The organism is Parasedimentitalea nitratireducens, assembly GCF_057444295.1.
In genome coordinates, this window is record NZ_JBYAXC010000006.1 from 57,923 (window position 1) to 73,336 (window position 15,414).

Annotated in this window: 16 protein-coding genes; 4 read left to right on the top strand and 12 right to left on the bottom strand. The window is 57.0% G+C overall.

Annotated features, from left to right (window positions below; genetic code table 11):
• Positions 1-108: 108 nt before the first annotated feature.
• Both AC2T28_RS17005 and AC2T28_RS17010 read left to right on the top strand, forming a co-directional pair.
• On the top strand, positions 109-648 hold the full coding sequence (locus tag AC2T28_RS17005; protein ID WP_486749835.1) for an adenine phosphoribosyltransferase: 540 nt from the start codon (positions 109-111) through the stop codon (positions 646-648).
• Between the two features lie 61 nt (positions 649-709).
• The gene (locus AC2T28_RS17010) at positions 710-1,924 is read left to right on the top strand and encodes an MFS transporter (RefSeq protein ID WP_486749836.1); all 1,215 of its coding nucleotides are present in this window, start codon (positions 710-712) and stop codon (positions 1,922-1,924) included.
• Between the two features lie 25 nt (positions 1,925-1,949).
• Here the strand turns inward: AC2T28_RS17010 and AC2T28_RS17015 are convergent, their stop codons facing one another.
• From AC2T28_RS17015 to coxB, 11 genes are all read right to left on the bottom strand, one after another.
• Entirely contained in the window at positions 1,950-3,365 is a 1,416-nt protein-coding gene (locus AC2T28_RS17015) for an FAD-binding oxidoreductase (RefSeq protein WP_486749837.1), read from the bottom strand.
• 41 nt (positions 3,366-3,406) lie between these two features.
• Complete coding sequence (locus AC2T28_RS17020) at positions 3,407-4,231, bottom strand: MBL fold metallo-hydrolase (RefSeq protein ID WP_486749838.1); 825 nt, start codon at positions 4,229-4,231, stop codon at positions 3,407-3,409.
• Positions 4,232-4,355: 124 nt separating this feature from the next.
• Complete coding sequence (locus AC2T28_RS17025) at positions 4,356-4,940, bottom strand: GNAT family N-acetyltransferase (RefSeq protein ID WP_486749839.1); 585 nt, start codon at positions 4,938-4,940, stop codon at positions 4,356-4,358.
• Entirely contained in the window at positions 4,940-6,202 is a 1,263-nt protein-coding gene (locus AC2T28_RS17030; protein ID WP_486749840.1) for a M16 family metallopeptidase, read from the bottom strand. Before AC2T28_RS17030 ends, AC2T28_RS17025 begins: the two co-directional genes overlap by 1 nt.
• Positions 6,199-7,587, bottom strand: a complete 1,389-nt coding sequence (gene thrC, locus AC2T28_RS17035; RefSeq protein ID WP_486749841.1) for a threonine synthase — start codon at positions 7,585-7,587, stop codon at positions 6,199-6,201. The genes AC2T28_RS17030 and thrC overlap by 4 nt, the downstream gene beginning before the upstream one ends.
• Positions 7,587-8,267, bottom strand: coding sequence for an SURF1 family protein (locus tag AC2T28_RS17040; protein WP_486749842.1), 681 nt, complete (start codon positions 8,265-8,267; stop codon positions 7,587-7,589). Before AC2T28_RS17040 ends, thrC begins: the two co-directional genes overlap by 1 nt.
• 97 nt (positions 8,268-8,364) lie before the next feature.
• The gene (locus AC2T28_RS17045) at positions 8,365-9,177 is read right to left on the bottom strand and encodes a cytochrome c oxidase subunit 3 (protein WP_486749843.1); all 813 of its coding nucleotides are present in this window, start codon (positions 9,175-9,177) and stop codon (positions 8,365-8,367) included.
• A gap of 23 nt (positions 9,178-9,200) precedes the next feature.
• Positions 9,201-9,788, bottom strand: a complete 588-nt coding sequence (locus AC2T28_RS17050; protein ID WP_486749844.1) for a cytochrome c oxidase assembly protein — start codon at positions 9,786-9,788, stop codon at positions 9,201-9,203.
• A complete protein-coding gene (locus tag AC2T28_RS17055) occupies positions 9,788-9,952 on the bottom strand; it encodes a cytochrome C oxidase assembly protein (RefSeq protein WP_486749845.1) in 165 nt (54 codons plus the stop codon). The genes AC2T28_RS17050 and AC2T28_RS17055 overlap by 1 nt, the downstream gene beginning before the upstream one ends.
• 1 nt (position 9,953) lies before the next feature.
• A complete protein-coding gene (gene cyoE / locus AC2T28_RS17060; RefSeq protein ID WP_486749846.1) occupies positions 9,954-10,895 on the bottom strand; it encodes a heme o synthase in 942 nt (313 codons plus the stop codon).
• 131 nt (positions 10,896-11,026) lie between these two features.
• Entirely contained in the window at positions 11,027-11,866 is an 840-nt protein-coding gene (gene coxB / locus AC2T28_RS17065; RefSeq protein ID WP_486749847.1) for a cytochrome c oxidase subunit II, read from the bottom strand.
• 194 nt (positions 11,867-12,060) lie between these two features.
• On the opposite strand from coxB, the gene tldD reads away from it, so the two are divergent.
• Positions 12,061-13,482, top strand: coding sequence for a metalloprotease TldD (gene tldD / locus AC2T28_RS17070; protein ID WP_486749848.1), 1,422 nt, complete (start codon positions 12,061-12,063; stop codon positions 13,480-13,482).
• Positions 13,483-13,682: 200 nt separating this feature from the next.
• Positions 13,683-14,840: a DNA-processing protein DprA gene (gene dprA, locus AC2T28_RS17075; RefSeq protein WP_486749849.1), complete on the top strand. Its 1,158-nt coding sequence runs from the start codon at positions 13,683-13,685 to the stop codon at positions 14,838-14,840.
• Here dprA and AC2T28_RS17080 read toward each other — a convergent pair.
• Positions 14,834-15,325 (bottom strand): hypothetical protein, encoded by a 492-nt coding sequence (locus tag AC2T28_RS17080; protein WP_486749850.1) that lies wholly within the window; start codon positions 15,323-15,325, stop codon positions 14,834-14,836. The genes dprA and AC2T28_RS17080 overlap by 7 nt on opposite strands.
• Positions 15,326-15,414: the final 89 nt, after the last annotated feature.

The following is a 15,414-nucleotide window of genomic DNA, read 5'->3' on the forward strand; positions in this document are numbered from 1 at the left end:
CTTAAGGTTGTGACTTGCAACGGGCTGTCGCATCAGCCACACCGTTTGAGGTTTGACCACAAGGTCAAACCTCACCCAATCTGAGCCGATCATCAAAGAGGCCCCGCCATGTCGAAACGTCCCGACGTCAAAGACTACATCCGCACCATCCCCGATTTCCCTCACGAGGGGATCATGTTTCGCGATGTGACCACCCTGTTTGCCGATCCACGCGGGTTCCGGATGGCCGTCGATCAGATGTTGCACCCCTATGCCGGAATGCAGATCGACAAAGTGGTCGGACTCGAGGCTCGCGGATTTATCCTGGGCGGCGCCATTGCCCACCAGCTGGGTACCGGTTTTGTACCAATCCGCAAGGCAGGGAAGCTCCCCGGTGCCACGCTGAGCCAGGACTACAAACTGGAATATGGCGAAGCGACGGTCGAAATCCACGACGATGCCATTCAAGCTGGCGAAAAGATCCTGCTGGTCGATGACCTGCTGGCAACCGGCGGCACCGCGGCGGCTGGCATCAAGCTGATCGAGCGGCTTGGCGGCGAGATCATTTCGTGTTCCTTTATCATCGACCTGCCGGAACTGGGCGGTGGCAAGGTACTCGAAGACATGGGCATGGACGTACATGTACTTTGTGAGTTCGAAGGCGAATAACGCCACGAGAGTGACGCGAAACTGCTTGCGTGCCGTTTCGCGTCTGCCCTAGCCTGCGCGCATGACCACGCCCCAAATCCTCGACAGTCGCTATTCCTGGCTCCGCCTGCTTGTTACCCTGGCGATTGCGATGGTGGCCAATGTGGGTATGTGGGCAGTGATTATTGTCATGCCCGCGGTCGAGGCCGAGTTTGGTGCTGGCCGCGCCGAAGCCTCGATGCCCTATACGCTCACCATGATTGGTTTTGCCTTTGGCAACCTAATCATCGGACGGCTGGTGGATCGGCTGGGCGTGACCCTGGCGCTAAACGGAGCAGCGCTGATCATCGCAACCGGATATGCCCTATCCACTCTCGCCCCCAGTATAGCAATGTTGTCACTGACACATCTGTTGTTGGGATTGGGGACCGCTGTCGGGTTCGGTCCATTGATCGCCGACATTTCCCACTGGTTTATAAAACGACGCGGCATTGCCGTGGCGCTGGTGGCCAGCGGCAATTATCTGTCCGGTGCAATCTGGCCCACGGCCCTTGCCAACATCCTGGCCGACAGCGGGTGGCGCTCTGTTTACATGACACTGGCAGCCGTCACTTTGGTTACTTTAGTCCCGCTCTCGCTATTGCTGCGCCGTCGGGTCCCAGCGGAAGCCTTTGAGGCCTCGGCTACAGCATCCTCGCTCAACGCGCGGTCCTCTGGCCTCACTCCACGACAACTACAATGGCTGCTGGGGCTTGCTGGCATAGCCTGCTGTGTCGCCATGTCGATGCCCCAGGTCCATATCGTCGCCTATTGCGTTGGCCTGGGCTTTGGCCCTGCCGTCGGGGCCGAGATGCTGTCCTTGATGCTGCTGGGCGGTGTGGTCAGCCGGATCATATCGGGTCTGCTGGCCGACAGATTGGGCGGCGTGACCATCTTGCTGGCAGGTTCGGTTCTGCAATGCATCGCACTGTTTTTCTACCTGCCCTATGACGGCATGATCTCACTGTATTTGGTCAGCTTGGTGTTTGGCCTGGCCCAAGGCGGCATTGTGCCAAGCTATGCGCTGGTGGTGCGTGAATATATGCCCCCGCGCGAAGCCGGGGCACGGGTTGGATTTGTGATGATGATGACGATCCTTGGTATGGCCCTGGGCGGTTGGATGTCGGGTTGGATCTATGACGTGACCGGCAGCTACCAACTGGCCTTTATCAACGGTATCCTGTGGAACGGGCTCAACATTGCAATCATCCTGATGCTATTGCTCCGCAGCCGAGCACAGGCCGCAGCCCTATCGTGACACGTGGTGCGTGCCAGCACGCACGCTACACCTCCAGCACAGCACCGGGGTTCATGATCCCGTTGGGGTCCAGCGCCAGTTTGATCGCCCGCATTGCCGCCAGTCGCACCGGATCTCCATAACGCTCGACGTCTTCGACTTTCAGCCGCCCAACACCGTGCTCAGCACTGATCGAGCCGCCCATCTCATGTACCAGATCATGCACCGCCCGCTTTACCTCATCTCGCTGCGCATCATAGTCTTCACGGCTTTTACCTGACGCCGGAAACACATTGTAGTGCAGGTTGCCGTCGCCCAAATGGCCAAAGCAGTTGATCCGGAAATCCCCCAGTGCTGCAATCACCTCGCCTCCACGAGCTACAAACTCAGGGATGGCGGACAGAGGGATCGAAATATCGTGGCTCGATACCGCCCCAATCAGCCGGTTTGCCTCGGGAATATGTTCGCGCACATTCCACAGCTCTTGCCGCTGCGCCTCAGACTGGGCAATCACCCCGTCCAACGCACAGCCCTGCTCCATCGCCGCCTCAAACAGGTCAGTCAGCGCCTGCTCAGGATTCTGCCCTCGGGCCAGCCCAAGCTCGATCAGAACACACCACTCGGGCGCTGTCTCAAAGGGCTGGCGAACCTGAGGCAATGTCTCAGCCAGGAACTCAAGCCCTTGCTGGTGAAGCAGCTCAAAAGCGCTGACGGCCTCCCCCACTAGATCCCCCACCAACGACAACAGATCCAATGCCGCCTGCGCCGAGGGCACAACAAACACCGCAGTCCCGCGCGTTGCTGGTATCGGCGACAGCTTCAGCGCCGCAGCGGTAATCAAACCAAGCGTCCCTTCAGCGCCAATCATCAACCCTCGCAGATCATAGCCGGTGTTATCCTTGCGCAACCGGCTCAACCCATTCCAGATTTCGCCAGTTGGCAGCACCGCCTCCAGCCCTAGGCACAGCTCGCGCGTATTGCCATAGCGCAACACATTCACCCCACCCGCATTGGTGGACAGATTGCCACCAATCTGCGCGGTCCCTTCGGACGCCAGAGACAAAGGAAACAACCGCCCCGCCTCTGTCGCCGCCGCCTGCACATCGGCCAGAATAGCTCCGGCCTCGGCGACCAACACGTTCTCTTGCGGATAGACACCCCGGATGGCCTTCATTCGCTCCATCGAGATCACCAGGGGGGCCACGCCATCCGGCTTGACCTGACCGCCAACCAACCCGGTTCCGCCACCATAAGGGACCACAGGGACTCGTGCCGCATATGCTTCGCGCACCAGTGCTGAAACCTGTTCGGTGTTCTGCGGTAGCGCTAATACACCGGCCTGCCCTTGAAATCGTCGCCTAGGCTCTTCCAGATAGCGTGGCTCGGCGGGGCGCAATACGCCCTCGGGCACAACACGGCTCAGGCGGGCAACAAAGGCGGGATCGGCGGGGTTCAATGTCATCCCTCATCCATGTCCAATCCCGACCCAGGGTGCAAGCCCTGTCACTCTTCGGCACTTAGATATTGCGGTCGCAAAACCCATACAGTTGGACGCGCCGGGAGCTCCCGCAGCGACATCATAAGCGACGACTCGCCCGTGTCCCTCACATCAAAGCCAGGTCCAATTCCCGTCAGAAATTGTTGCAGCGAAGCGTCTGAGAACCAATGCATTGGCAGCACAACCAGTGACCGCAACCGGCGCAGTACCGTGATCATCTCGGGCAGTGGCAAAGTCAGGCCACCATCCACCGGAGCCATCACTACATCCAACCGCCCCAGCGCCGCGTACTGAGCAGGCGTTGGGATATGATGCAAATGCCCTAGATGGCCAATGCACAGCCCCGCAACCTCGAATACAAAAATGGAATTCCCTTCGGCCTCTGATCCGACATAAGGGGATCGAATGTCAGTCGAGACATTGCGGACCAACATCTCGCCCAAATCTAGATGATGATCAATACCGCCGCCCAACGCGCCCCACCCCTGCAACACATGTGGGATCGCTGGATCCGGGAACTCAGTGAAATGGGACTCATGGGCATGGTTCATGGTGACCACATCAGGGATCAGTGGCGCTGTGCCAATAAACCCAGTGAAATCGGTAATCACATTCAGCCCGCCTGCGCTTTGCAACAGAAAACTAGAGTGAGCGATATAGCGGATGCGTACTTGATCTTTCTGCACCTCATCACGCCAACTTGCGTACTGCACATAAGCCATCCCCGGCGTTGCATCCGCCAATGCGATACAATGGCTCGGGCGCCGCTCTTGCCCAAAAGCGGGCGACACCAACATGGACACAAGCAAACCAACAACAGACCAGCGCATACAGTAGAATTAGCTCATCTGCCCAGCGTGTCACCCTAAGGTACTTGGCAACGGCAAAAGCCAAAGGATCCGCTTTTCATCTGGCCTAAAACATCCCGGGGTCTGGGGCAGAGCCCCAGCGTGATCAGCCCGCCTCGGTGCGTCCGCGACGATCACTGCGCAACGCAGCATAAAGCACATGGGTGCGCCAGCGGCCGTTGATCTGAAGATAGGACTGCGCCACACCCTCGTATTTAAAGCCCGAGCTTTCCAGCAGCCCACGCGACGGCGTGTTTTCCGGCAAACAGGCGGCCTGAATGCGGCTCAAGTCCAGCTTGGTAAAGGCGTAATGCACCACAGCGCCAATCGCTTCGCGCATGTAGCCATTTCGGGCAAAAGGCATACCGGTCCAATAGCCCAAAGTGCCATCCTGCGCCGGGCCCCGGCGAATGTTGTCCAGGGTTATAGCCCCAAGCAAAACCTGATCTTCCCGACGACACAGAAACAACGGCAGCGCTGTGCCACCACTAACCGACCTCTGCGCCCAGTACACCCGGTTGGTAAAGGCCTTGCGGGTCAAATGATCCGCAGCCCAGCTTGGCTCCCATGGGGTCAGATAGGCCTGGCTGTCCTGCCGTAACCGGGACCAGGCGTGAAAGTCAGAATGCACCGGCGGCCGCAGGGTCAGCCGCTCGGTTTCAATCCGGACTTTGCGTCGAGACAGCAGCATCAGGCAGCGCGCCTCTCCTGCAGACGCGCCAGAGTTGGTGCCTGAGCAACCGGCCCATACAGTGCCAGCGCTGCAGGCGACTTGGCTGCCATGGTCTCAGCAAACTCGCGCACATCGCCCGTTGTCACCGCATCAATGCGGGCCACGGTGTCTTCCAGCGGTGGCACCTTGTCCCAGATTTGTACCAGTCGGGCCAGTCGTTCGGCACGGGTTGATGGGCTTTCCAGCCCCATCAGCATCCCAGCCTTCATCTGTGCCCGCGCTCGCGCCACTTCTTCGGGGCCCATATCATCAGCTGCGCGTTTCATCTCGTCGATGGTGATCTCGGCCAGTTCCCCCAATTGGCTGGCAGAGGTACCAGCATAAATGGTGGTCGATCCGGTATCCGCATAGGCACCGGTCTGGGCAAATATGGAATAACACAGTCCACGCTTTTCACGCACTTCCTGGAACAGGCGGCTCGACATGCCGCCCCCCAAAGCGCTGGAATAGATCTGCGCGGTGTAGATCGCATCATCGCGGTAGCCGGGACTTTCCAGAGCCAGTGCAAAATGCGCCTGTTCAAGTGACTTTTCGTGCCGCGCCTCACCACCGGTAAAGCGCGCAGGTTCAATCAGCTTGCTTTCACGGGGTTGCATGTGACCAAACAGTTTCTCCGCTGTCTTGACCAGCAGATCATGGTCCACAGCACCAGCCGCCGACAGAATCATCTGACCAGGGCCATAGTGTTCACCCACAAAACCCGCCAGATCGTCACGGCTAAACGCGCTCACACGCTCGGCAGGCCCCAAAATGGTGCGACCCAGCGGCTGATTGTGATAGCTCTCTTCCTGCAACCAATCAAAGATCACATCATCAGGCGTGTCCAAGGACTGACCGATTTCCTGCAGAATCACCCCGCGCTCAATCTCGATCTCTTTGGGATCGAACACCGGGTTCAGAACGATATCGCCAATCACATCTAACGCCAGCGGCACATCATCCTTGAGCACCCGCGCGTAATAGGCTGTCACCTCGCGGCTGGTATAGGCGTTGATGTAGCCCCCAACGTCCTCAATCGCCTCGGCAATCTGCAAAGCTGATCGAGTTGCAGTGCCCTTGAACGCCATGTGTTCAAGGAAATGCGCAATACCATTTTGCTCAAGCCGCTCATGACGACCACCAGCGGTTACCCAGATGCCGATGGAGGCTGATTGCAGCCCCGGCATATTTTCAGAAACGATACGAAAGCCGTTAGCCAGCTGGTCTTGTTGGACAGTCAATTCTGGATGTTCTTTCTGATAAGATCTTCGAGAGCGTTGAGGTCATTGGCGACCCGTGTCACCCGTTCTGATCTTTCATACAGATCTGCCATGTGTGTGGGAAGAGGTGGATGTATACCACTTGCATCTTCTACCGCAGCCGGGAACTTGGCGGGGTGCGCCGTGGCCAGTGTGATCATTGGCACAGCGGTCTCGCGGTGTTCATTGGCGACCTTTACACCAACCGCCCCATGCGGGCACAACAACTCGCCACTGGCGGCCAGTTCGCTCTTGATGGTTGCCAGGGTTTCGTCTTCGGAACAGCGGCCAGACTTGTAGGTTTCAGCCAGCGCTTGCATCGCTCCCTGCGATACATCAAAGCCGCCAGATTTCAGCTCGTCCATCAGCTGCGACACAGCGCCAGCGTCCCGGTCGTAGGCAAAATACAGCGCGCGCTCAAAATTCGACGACACCTGAATATCCATCGAAGGCGAGATCGACGGGATAGTCTCACCCTTGTAGTACCCCTGCCCGTCCAAACAGCGATGCAGGATGTCGTTCTGGTTTGTTGCTACAACCAGATCCTCGATCGGCAGGCCCATCTGCTGGGCGATGTAGCCCGCAAAGATGTCGCCAAAATTGCCAGTTGGCACGGTAAAACTCACCTTGCATTGCGGTGCCCCCAGAGACACGGCGGACGAGAAGTAATAGACTACCTGCGCCAATACGCGGGCGATGTTGATCGAGTTGACCCCGGCCAGTTTTACACCGTCTCGGAAGTCAAAATCGTTGAACATGTCTTTGACACGGGCCTGACAGTCGTCAAAGTCGCCATCCAGCGCCAATGCATGGACGTTGGCGTCCTGCGGCGTGCTCATCTGACGACGCTGCACTTCGGACACCCGGCCATGTGGGTACAGGATGAACACATCAACATTACTCAAACCTTTGAAAGCTTCGATAGCAGCGGATCCGGTATCACCCGAGGTCGCACCAACAATCGTTACCCGCTCGCCACGTTTGGCCAGGGCCGCTTGGAACAGTTGACCAATCAACTGCATGGCAAAATCTTTGAACGCCAGGGTTGGGCCGTGGAACAGCTCCAGCAAAAAGTGGTTCGGCGCCAGCTGTTTTAGCGGCGCATGGGCTGCATGGTCAAAATTGGCATAGGCCTTGGCGATGATCTCGCGGAACTCCTCGTCGGTGAAGCTATCGCCCACAAACGGGCGCATCACCCGGAACGTTGTTTCCTCGTAGCTGAGACCAGACAGCGCAGCGATGTCATCCTGGCTCATCTGCGGGATCTCGGCTGGGACATACAGCCCGCCATCGCGTGCCAGCCCGCTTAGCATGGCATCTTCAAAACTCAGCTCAGGCGCTTGGCCACGGGTAGAGATGTATTTCATCACGTTAGCTCTCGATTTTGGCGCGAACGCCACAGGAAGTAAGCAGTCATCGCGGCCCAGATAAAGGCCAGCGAAAACCAGGTGATCGCATATTGCAAGTGGTTGTTAGGGATCGATGCGGTATCGACCGGCATAGGTATAACAAAGCTGCCGTTCATGGGGTGATCATTCAGCACCACCATGATCGGAAGGGTGTCCAGTGCCGCTGACATCGTATCGGCATCACGGGCATACCAGATATTCGCCGCGATATCTGGTTGTGGGGTGTAACTGTCGGCTTCATCCGGCCAGTGCAGGTTTCCAAACACCTCAACCTTGCCAGTGTTGCGAGCCGAGTCCTTAGCGGCGGTTCGAATAAAGCCACGGTCCACCAGTATCCGGCGGCCATCTTCGGTGACAAATGGAACAATAACCCGAAAGCCCGGTCCCAGATTGCGTGTCGAGACCAGGACGTGCAGTTCCCCCTCAACCAGTTCTCCAGCCAGACGAACTGGCATGTACTTATCTGCAACCGGATCTGGGTTCACAGGCAGCGCCAATGGGTCGGCGTCAACGCGGGCATCTATGGTGTCCAATATCTGCTGTTTCCAGGCCATCCGCTGCATCTGCCACGTGCCAAGGCTCAGCAGAACTGCAAGTCCAGCTATACCCACCACCAAAACGAAAATCAGACGCCGCATCACAGGCCCTTGCCAACAGAAAAGCGCGCGGAGCATCCCCCGCGCGCTGTGTTTGATACTTTGTGTCTGCAGTTTTTCAACTGCAAACATGTACCCATTACATTCCAGCGGTGCCCCAGAGGTACACAGCGAAGAACAGGAACAGCCAAACAACGTCAACAAAGTGCCAGTACCAAGCAGCGGTTTCAAAACCGACGTGCTGCTCAGGAGTGAAAGCACCTTTCATTGCACGGATCAGGCAAACGATCAGGAAGATAGTCCCCAACAGCACGTGGAAGCCGTGGAAACCGGTCGCCATGAAGAAGTTGGAGTAGAAGATGTCGCCACCGAACTCCCAGCCTTCGTGGGCCAGAACTTCGTAGTATTCAAAGGCCTGCAGGCCGGTGAACGCAACACCAAAGGCGATACCAATGGCCAGGCCCTGTACCAGAGCTTTGCGATCGTTGCCGTGTACCAGCGCATGGTGAGCCCATGTCACGGCACAGCCCGACAGCAGCAGGATCAACGTGTTGATCAGCGGCAAGTGCAGTGGGTCAACGATGTGGATCGCAGGCTGCACATACTCCGTGCCGATATAGTCCTGCATTGGATAGATCGCATGTTTGAAGAACGACCAGAACCAAGCAAAGAAGAACATCACTTCGGACATCACAAACAGAATGAAGCCATAGCGCAGGCCGATGCGAACAACTGTAGTGTGGTCGCCAACGTTGCTTTCTACGGTCATTTCGGACCACCAGGCAAAACTGGTGTAAAGCACACCCAACAGGCCGCCCCAGAACATCCAAGCGGTGATGCCGTGCATCCAGAGCACAGCCCCAAACAGCATGACAAAGCCGAACAACGCGCCCAGGAACGGGAGGATCGACGGTGGTAGAATATGATAGTCGTGATTTTTAGCGTGCGCCATTTAAGTGTCCCTCACCTGCCGGCCTAGTTCAATGTTGCTTCTGCCCCGGTGTTTTCACCGGATTCAAGGGCGGCATAGCCCTCGGGCAGATCGATTTCGTAGAATGTGTACGACAGCGTGATCGTATGCACAAACTTTCCGTCCCGGTCGTCTACGATTTCCGGGTCGACAAAGAAGGTCACGGGCATCTGCACCCGTTCACCTGGTTGCAAGACCTGCTCTTCAAAGCAGAAACATGCGATTTTCTCAAAGAAGGCCCCGGCAGAATAAGGCGTCACGTTGTAGGACGCCTGACCTGCAATGGGTCTATCTGTTGGATTGTAGGCTTCATAGAACGCCAGACCCGTCTCACCGATCTTGATTTCCATTTCACGCACCACGGGTTTGAACTCCCAGGGCATGTCGCGCTCTTTGGAGCCATCAAAGCGAACCTTGATGGTTTTCTCCAGGATCTCATCCGAGCCCGCAGCAGCAATACCTGTGGTGCCGCCAAATCCCGTTACCCGGCAGAACCAATCGTAAAACGGAACCGAGGCCCAGGCGAGACCGCCCATAAGCACAACAACCCCGACCAGTTGGGCCGCCGTTTTCTGAGGAGCGTTCAGAGCCATCAGTTCTGCTCCGTTTCGATTTTCGGCATCTCGAAGTCAGTCGAGGTGACTTTGACCAGGGTCAGCGCCAAAACGAGCACAACAAATGCCCCCAGGCACAGGCCCACCCCGACATTACGACCAAAGCGACGTTTGTGGATTTCGTGCTGCTGATTAAGGCTCATCTTACCAGCCTCCCAGTCCAAAAGGTTTCAGGATGGCTTCGACCAGGATCGCGCCAAAGTGCAGGAACAGATACAGCAGCGACAGCTTAAAGAAGCTGCGCTCGGCCTTGAAGTTGTCAGTCTCAGAGTCATCCTCATCCCGCTGCCAGATTTTCCATGCGCCATGCAGGAACAGCGCATTCAGGACCAGCGCCACGGCCAGATAAACCGGCCCACCAATTCCTGAAAAGGCAGTGCCAACAGCAAGGATGGCCAGCAGGATTGTATAGATAAGGATATGCACACGGGTGGCACGGCGACCGTGGGTCACGGTTAGCATCGGCACGCCAGCGTCGTCATAGTCTGAGCGCATAAACAGCGCTAGTGCCCAGAAATGCGGCGGCGTCCACATAAACGTCAGGGCAAACATCAACCATGGCTCAACCGACATAGTCCCGGTTGCGGCAATCCAGCCGATAACGGGCGGGAAAGCACCAGCCGCGCCGCCGATAACGATGTTCTGCGGTGTCGCCCGCTTCAGCCACATGGTGTAGACAACAACGTAAAAGAAGATGGTGAAGGCCAGGAACGCACCCGCCAACACATTGGTCGACAAAGCCAGCATGATCACTGACATCCCCGACAGCGCCAAGCCAAGGCTCAACGCTTCACCGGCCTCAACCTTGCCCGCAGGGATCGGACGTCCCTTGGTGCGCTTCATCACCTTATCGATGTCCGCGTCCCACCACATGTTCAGCGCACCAGATGCGCCGCCACCGATAGCAATAAACAGGATGGCACAAAAGCCAATCACCGGGTGCACGGACACGGGCGCAGCCAACAGGCCCACCAATGCGGTGAACACCACCAGCGACATTACCCGCGGTTTAAGCAGGGCAAAGTAATCGCCAAAGCTGGCCTCATCCTCGCGGAGAGTGCTGGCATTGATGCTTGCGTCGCTCATCTTTGGTCCATTGGTTTTCTGGCTGCGCATCATACACGTAGCCTAGGGCAGTTTAGAATTCAGACAAGGCGCGTATTATATCGCGCCTTGCCTAAGACTAGGGATGTGGCCACCAGGGCCGCTACATCAGATCAGTTCGAAGCAACCTGGAAGCTCTGAGGCAGACCGGCATATTCTTCGATCGCGCCCTTCAGCCAGGCGTCATAAACCTCTTGGCTCACAACCTTCACAGTGATCGGCATATAAGCGTGGTCCTTGCCACACAGCTCGGAACACTGACCAAAGTAAACGCCTTCTTTAGTAGCGTTGAACCACAGTTCCGCCAGACGACCAGGTACGCCATCCTGCTTAACAGCAAAGGCTGGCATCGCCCACGAGTGGATCACATCAGCCGCAGTCACTTGCATCACGATGGTTTTGCCAACGGGAACAACAACGGCCGTGTCTGTCGCCAGCAGATACTCATCTGCTGCGTAACCGTTTTCTTCCAGCTCGTCTTTGGCCAACAAGAAGCTTTCAAAGCCAAACTCGTGGTCAACATACTCGTAACCCCAGTACCACTGATAGCCAGTGACCTTGATAGTGATGTCTGCTTCTGGGATTTCCTGCTGGTTAAACAGAGCTGGCAGCGAGAACGACCCAATGCCCACCAGAATCACAATCGGGATCAGGGTCCAGGCGATTTCAATTGGTGTGTGGTGGGTAAAGTTGGATGGTGTTGGGTTTGCCTTACGGTTGAAGCGCAAGATTGCGTACAGCAACAGGCCAGCGACAAAAATACATACAGCGGTAATTACCACTAGGATCCCAAAGTCCAGATCCTGCGCTTGCTTGGCAAGTCCAGTTGCTGCGGGCTGGAAATTAAGTCCACCTGGAATAGGCTTGCCGATGGTTTCAAGTCCATCCTGAGCCATGGCAGGCAGGCTCGACAGGCCTGCAAAAAGGCCCGAAAGCTTCAAAGCATTCTTCATTTTATGTCCTGATCTCTTGATCGCGTTGTTCGTCGCGCCGTTGCATTTGGTCAGGAATCAGTGATTCCACAAAATGCTTCGACCCCGTTGTCTTTGCTGACGGTAGAAATCATATTCTAGGGATCAGATAAAGAGCTATGCTTGCGTCAAATGGGCGCTTTCTTGATTTAGATCAAAAAAAATGAGGTCACACCATGGATAATGCAGCCTTTCGGCCCTTCGAGGACGCTCTGCCCGCGGACGAGGCCTTGAATGTTTTGAAATCCGCACTAGCGGGTGCCGACGATGGCGAGATTTTCGCCGAACGCCGAAAATCCGAGTCATTGGTCTTTGATGATGGTCGGTTGCGCAGTGCCAGCTACGATGCCTCCGAGGGTTTCGGCCTGCGCGCAGTGAACGGCGAAGTTGCTGGGTATGCCCATTCCACCGATGTTTCCATGGCGTCTCTGATCCGCGCCTCCGAGACGGCACGGCTGGCAGTCGGCGATGGCGGCGGCACCTTGGCCGATGCGCCCAGCGCCACCAATCGCAAACTCTATACCGATGCGGATCCGATTAGCGCCATGCCATTTGCGGTCAAAATCGAGACCCTGCGCGAGATCGATGCCTTTGCCCGCGATCTCGATCCACGCGTTGTACAGGTTTCAGCCGTTCTGGCGGCTTCACTGCAAGAGGTAGAGATTCTGCGCGCCGATGGCGTTCTGGTACGCGATGTTCGCCCCATGACACGTCTTAATGTATCGGTGATCGTCGATCAGGACGGTCGCCGCGAAAGTGGCACGGCTGGTGGCGGCGGTCGGATCGGCCTCGATGGCCTGGTTGATCCCGCCGATTGGCAGGGTAAGGCCCGCGAAGCCCTGCGTATTGCGGTGGTCAATCTTGATGCAGTCCCCGCCCCGGCTGGGGTGATGGAAGTTGCCCTGGGGCCAGGCTGGCCCGGCATTCTGCTACACGAGGCTATCGGACACGGGCTTGAAGGTGACTTTAACCGCAAGGGCAGCTCGGCCTTTGCCGGGCTGATGGGCAAGCAGGTTGCCTCCAAAGGTGTGACCGTTCTGGACGATGGCACCATTCCTGATCGTCGCGGCTCAATTACCATCGATGACGAAGGCACCCCATCACAAGCCACCACCCTGATCGAAGACGGTATACTGGTCGGCTATATGCAGGACCGCCAAAACGCCCGCTTGATGGGGGTTGATCCAACCGGCAATGGCCGCCGCCAAAGCTACGCCCACGCGCCAATGCCACGGATGACCAACACCTATATGCTGGGTGGTGAAGCAGACCCGGCAGATTTGGTCGCGGATATCAAAGATGGCATCTGGGCTGTGGGCTTTGGAGGTGGGCAAGTCGACATTACCAATGGTAAATTTGTCTTTTCCTGTACCGAAGCCTACCGGGTCGAGAATGGGAAAGTAGGCGCCCCCGTAAAAGGAGCCACCCTGATCGGAGATGGTGCCACTGCCCTGAATCGGATTCGCGCTTTGGGCAATGACATGGCTCTGGACCCCGGAATGGGCAACTGCGGCAAAGCCGGACAGTGGGTTCCTGTTGGTGTAGGGCAGCCGACGGTACTGATGGACGGGTTAACAGTAGGCGGCGCTGCGGCTTAACCAACGGCCATAATATTAATCAACATTCCAGCGCAAAAAATCCATCGCGGCGTCTCCCTGTAGCGCCGCGATATTAGGATTTTCCTGCCCTTTCAGACGGTTATTGAATTATCAGAAAATCTTCTGAAAATTTACCCTTGTTCACTCCCTGTTAACCTAACTGACGTTAAACCTGTAACTGTAAACAGGCGGAGCAACGGATGACCGAAGAATACACTTCTTCCACTCACCCCCCACTCCCACCCACCACGGAAGATACCGGTTTTCCTTGGCTCCGTCTGTTGCGCTCTCGCAGGGTTGGCCCGGTGACATTTCACCGACTAATCGACGAGTATGGCTCAGCGCAGAACGCGCTAGCTGCGTTGCCTAAATTGGCACGCGACGCAGGAGTAAAAGGGTATAAAACGTGCCCTGCCTCTGTGATAGACGCCGAAATCAAGGCCGCAAAAGTCGCCAAAGCGCGACTTTTGTGCCTTGGCGGCGCTGACTACCCCAAACAACTTGCAGACTTAAAAGACGCGCCACCGATCCTGTGGGCGATTGGCGACACCAAGATGCTTCACTCACCTGTGGTTGCTTTGGTCGGCGCCCGGAATGCATCTTCGCTCGGCACACGCATGGCCCGCGCTTTGGCCCATGAGCTTGGCGAACAGGGCTTCATCGTGGTCTCGGGTCTGGCTCGCGGCATCGACACCGCGGCTCATCTGTCAGCGCTCAACAGTGGCACCATAGCCGTTATGGCTGGCGGAGTAGATGTCATCTATCCCTCCGAAAACACATCACTAGCCCAAGACATTTCACAACAGGGCCTATTGCTATCGGAACAGCCCATGGGCCTGACACCCCAAGCCCGCCACTTTCCGCGCCGCAACCGCATTATCTCGGGGCTGGCCAGCGCTGTGGTCGTGGTAGAAGCCGCCGCAAAATCTGGCAGCCTGATCACTGCCCGTGATGCGCTGGATCAGGGGCGCGAGGTTCTGGCGGTACCCGGTCATCCATTCGACGCCCGCGCCGGTGGTTGCAATATGTTGATCCGCGACGGGGCCCAGCTGGTGCGCAACGCCGATGATGTCATTGCTGCTCTGTCTACATTGAAACCCAGGCCCGCACCCCAACAGCAAGAACGACAACTCAAAGACCTGCCCAAACCTGCGCAGCGGCGTAACCTGCAAGAAACCGCCGCCCTGCATCAGCAAATCCTGTCTCGGCTTGGCCCCTCGCCCACCGCCGAAGATCAGCTGATCCGTGATCTCGCAGCCCCGGTACAAGAGGTCTCATCAGCCCTGACGGATCTGGAGTTGGAAGAAGAGATCATCCGCCAACCCGGCGGTATGATCTCCCGAGGGTCACGTCAGTAACAGAATTCGGCGATCACCGGGCCCCAGCTGCTACAAAACGGCTCGCCTGCGTACCAGACATCCATGGCACCGATTGCATGTTCCATTACGACCCAACTGCCCCCAGACCGCACATAGAGCGCCTGCATGTGGGTGCCATCCATCATGTCATAGCTGAAATCTCCGCGCACATAGCCCGGCGTTGACCGCAGGTCGATCTCTTTGCCGCCCGGGCGTTGCGGTTGAACCGAAGCAAAGGCACGATCACCGGATACCCGCAATTCATAAACGACAAACTCTACTGGCGCGCCCAAATCTGCCTCAGCCAGCGGGCGCAGCGCATTCATCAATGCCTTGCGCTCTGCGGTACCACGCTCCGGTTCGTACCACGCTGGTGCAACCTGGTTTTTCTTCAGGATTCGGTTTCCGGCTTTAGACTTCGTCATCTCTTGCGCTGCCAACGGAGCCGCCGCCAAAACAGCAGCCAAAATTAGTCCCAGTTTCATTCTAGTCCTCAAATTCTAACGTCAAACTTCGGCCCAAACCTGCCAACAAAACTGAAGGATTGACAATCCCCTCTTGCGCCCCACATCTT

Excerpts from the sequence above, each read along its gene's own strand:
- AC2T28_RS17005 (WP_486749835.1), top strand. The coding sequence starts at position 109 with ATGTCGAAACGTCCCGACGTCAAAGACTACATCCGCACCATCCCCGAT.
- AC2T28_RS17010 (WP_486749836.1), top strand. The coding sequence starts at position 710 with ATGACCACGCCCCAAATCCTCGACAGTCGCTATTCCTGGCTCCGCCTG.
- AC2T28_RS17015 (WP_486749837.1), bottom strand. The coding sequence starts at position 3,365 with ATGACATTGAACCCCGCCGATCCCGCCTTTGTTGCCCGCCTGAGCCGT.
- AC2T28_RS17020 (WP_486749838.1), bottom strand. The coding sequence starts at position 4,231 with ATGCGCTGGTCTGTTGTTGGTTTGCTTGTGTCCATGTTGGTGTCGCCC.
- AC2T28_RS17025 (WP_486749839.1), bottom strand. The coding sequence starts at position 4,940 with ATGCTGCTGTCTCGACGCAAAGTCCGGATTGAAACCGAGCGGCTGACC.
- thrC (WP_486749841.1), bottom strand. The coding sequence starts at position 7,587 with ATGAAATACATCTCTACCCGTGGCCAAGCGCCTGAGCTGAGTTTTGAA.
- AC2T28_RS17040 (WP_486749842.1), bottom strand. The coding sequence starts at position 8,267 with ATGCGGCGTCTGATTTTCGTTTTGGTGGTGGGTATAGCTGGACTTGCA.
- AC2T28_RS17045 (WP_486749843.1), bottom strand. The coding sequence starts at position 9,177 with ATGGCGCACGCTAAAAATCACGACTATCATATTCTACCACCGTCGATC.
- AC2T28_RS17050 (WP_486749844.1), bottom strand. The coding sequence starts at position 9,788 with ATGGCTCTGAACGCTCCTCAGAAAACGGCGGCCCAACTGGTCGGGGTT.
- AC2T28_RS17055 (WP_486749845.1), bottom strand. The coding sequence starts at position 9,952 with ATGAGCCTTAATCAGCAGCACGAAATCCACAAACGTCGCTTTGGTCGT.
- cyoE (WP_486749846.1), bottom strand. The coding sequence starts at position 10,895 with ATGAGCGACGCAAGCATCAATGCCAGCACTCTCCGCGAGGATGAGGCC.
- coxB (WP_486749847.1), bottom strand. The coding sequence starts at position 11,866 with ATGAAGAATGCTTTGAAGCTTTCGGGCCTTTTTGCAGGCCTGTCGAGC.
- tldD (WP_486749848.1), top strand. The coding sequence starts at position 12,061 with ATGGATAATGCAGCCTTTCGGCCCTTCGAGGACGCTCTGCCCGCGGAC.
- dprA (WP_486749849.1), top strand. The coding sequence starts at position 13,683 with ATGACCGAAGAATACACTTCTTCCACTCACCCCCCACTCCCACCCACC.
- AC2T28_RS17080 (WP_486749850.1), bottom strand. The coding sequence starts at position 15,325 with ATGAAACTGGGACTAATTTTGGCTGCTGTTTTGGCGGCGGCTCCGTTG.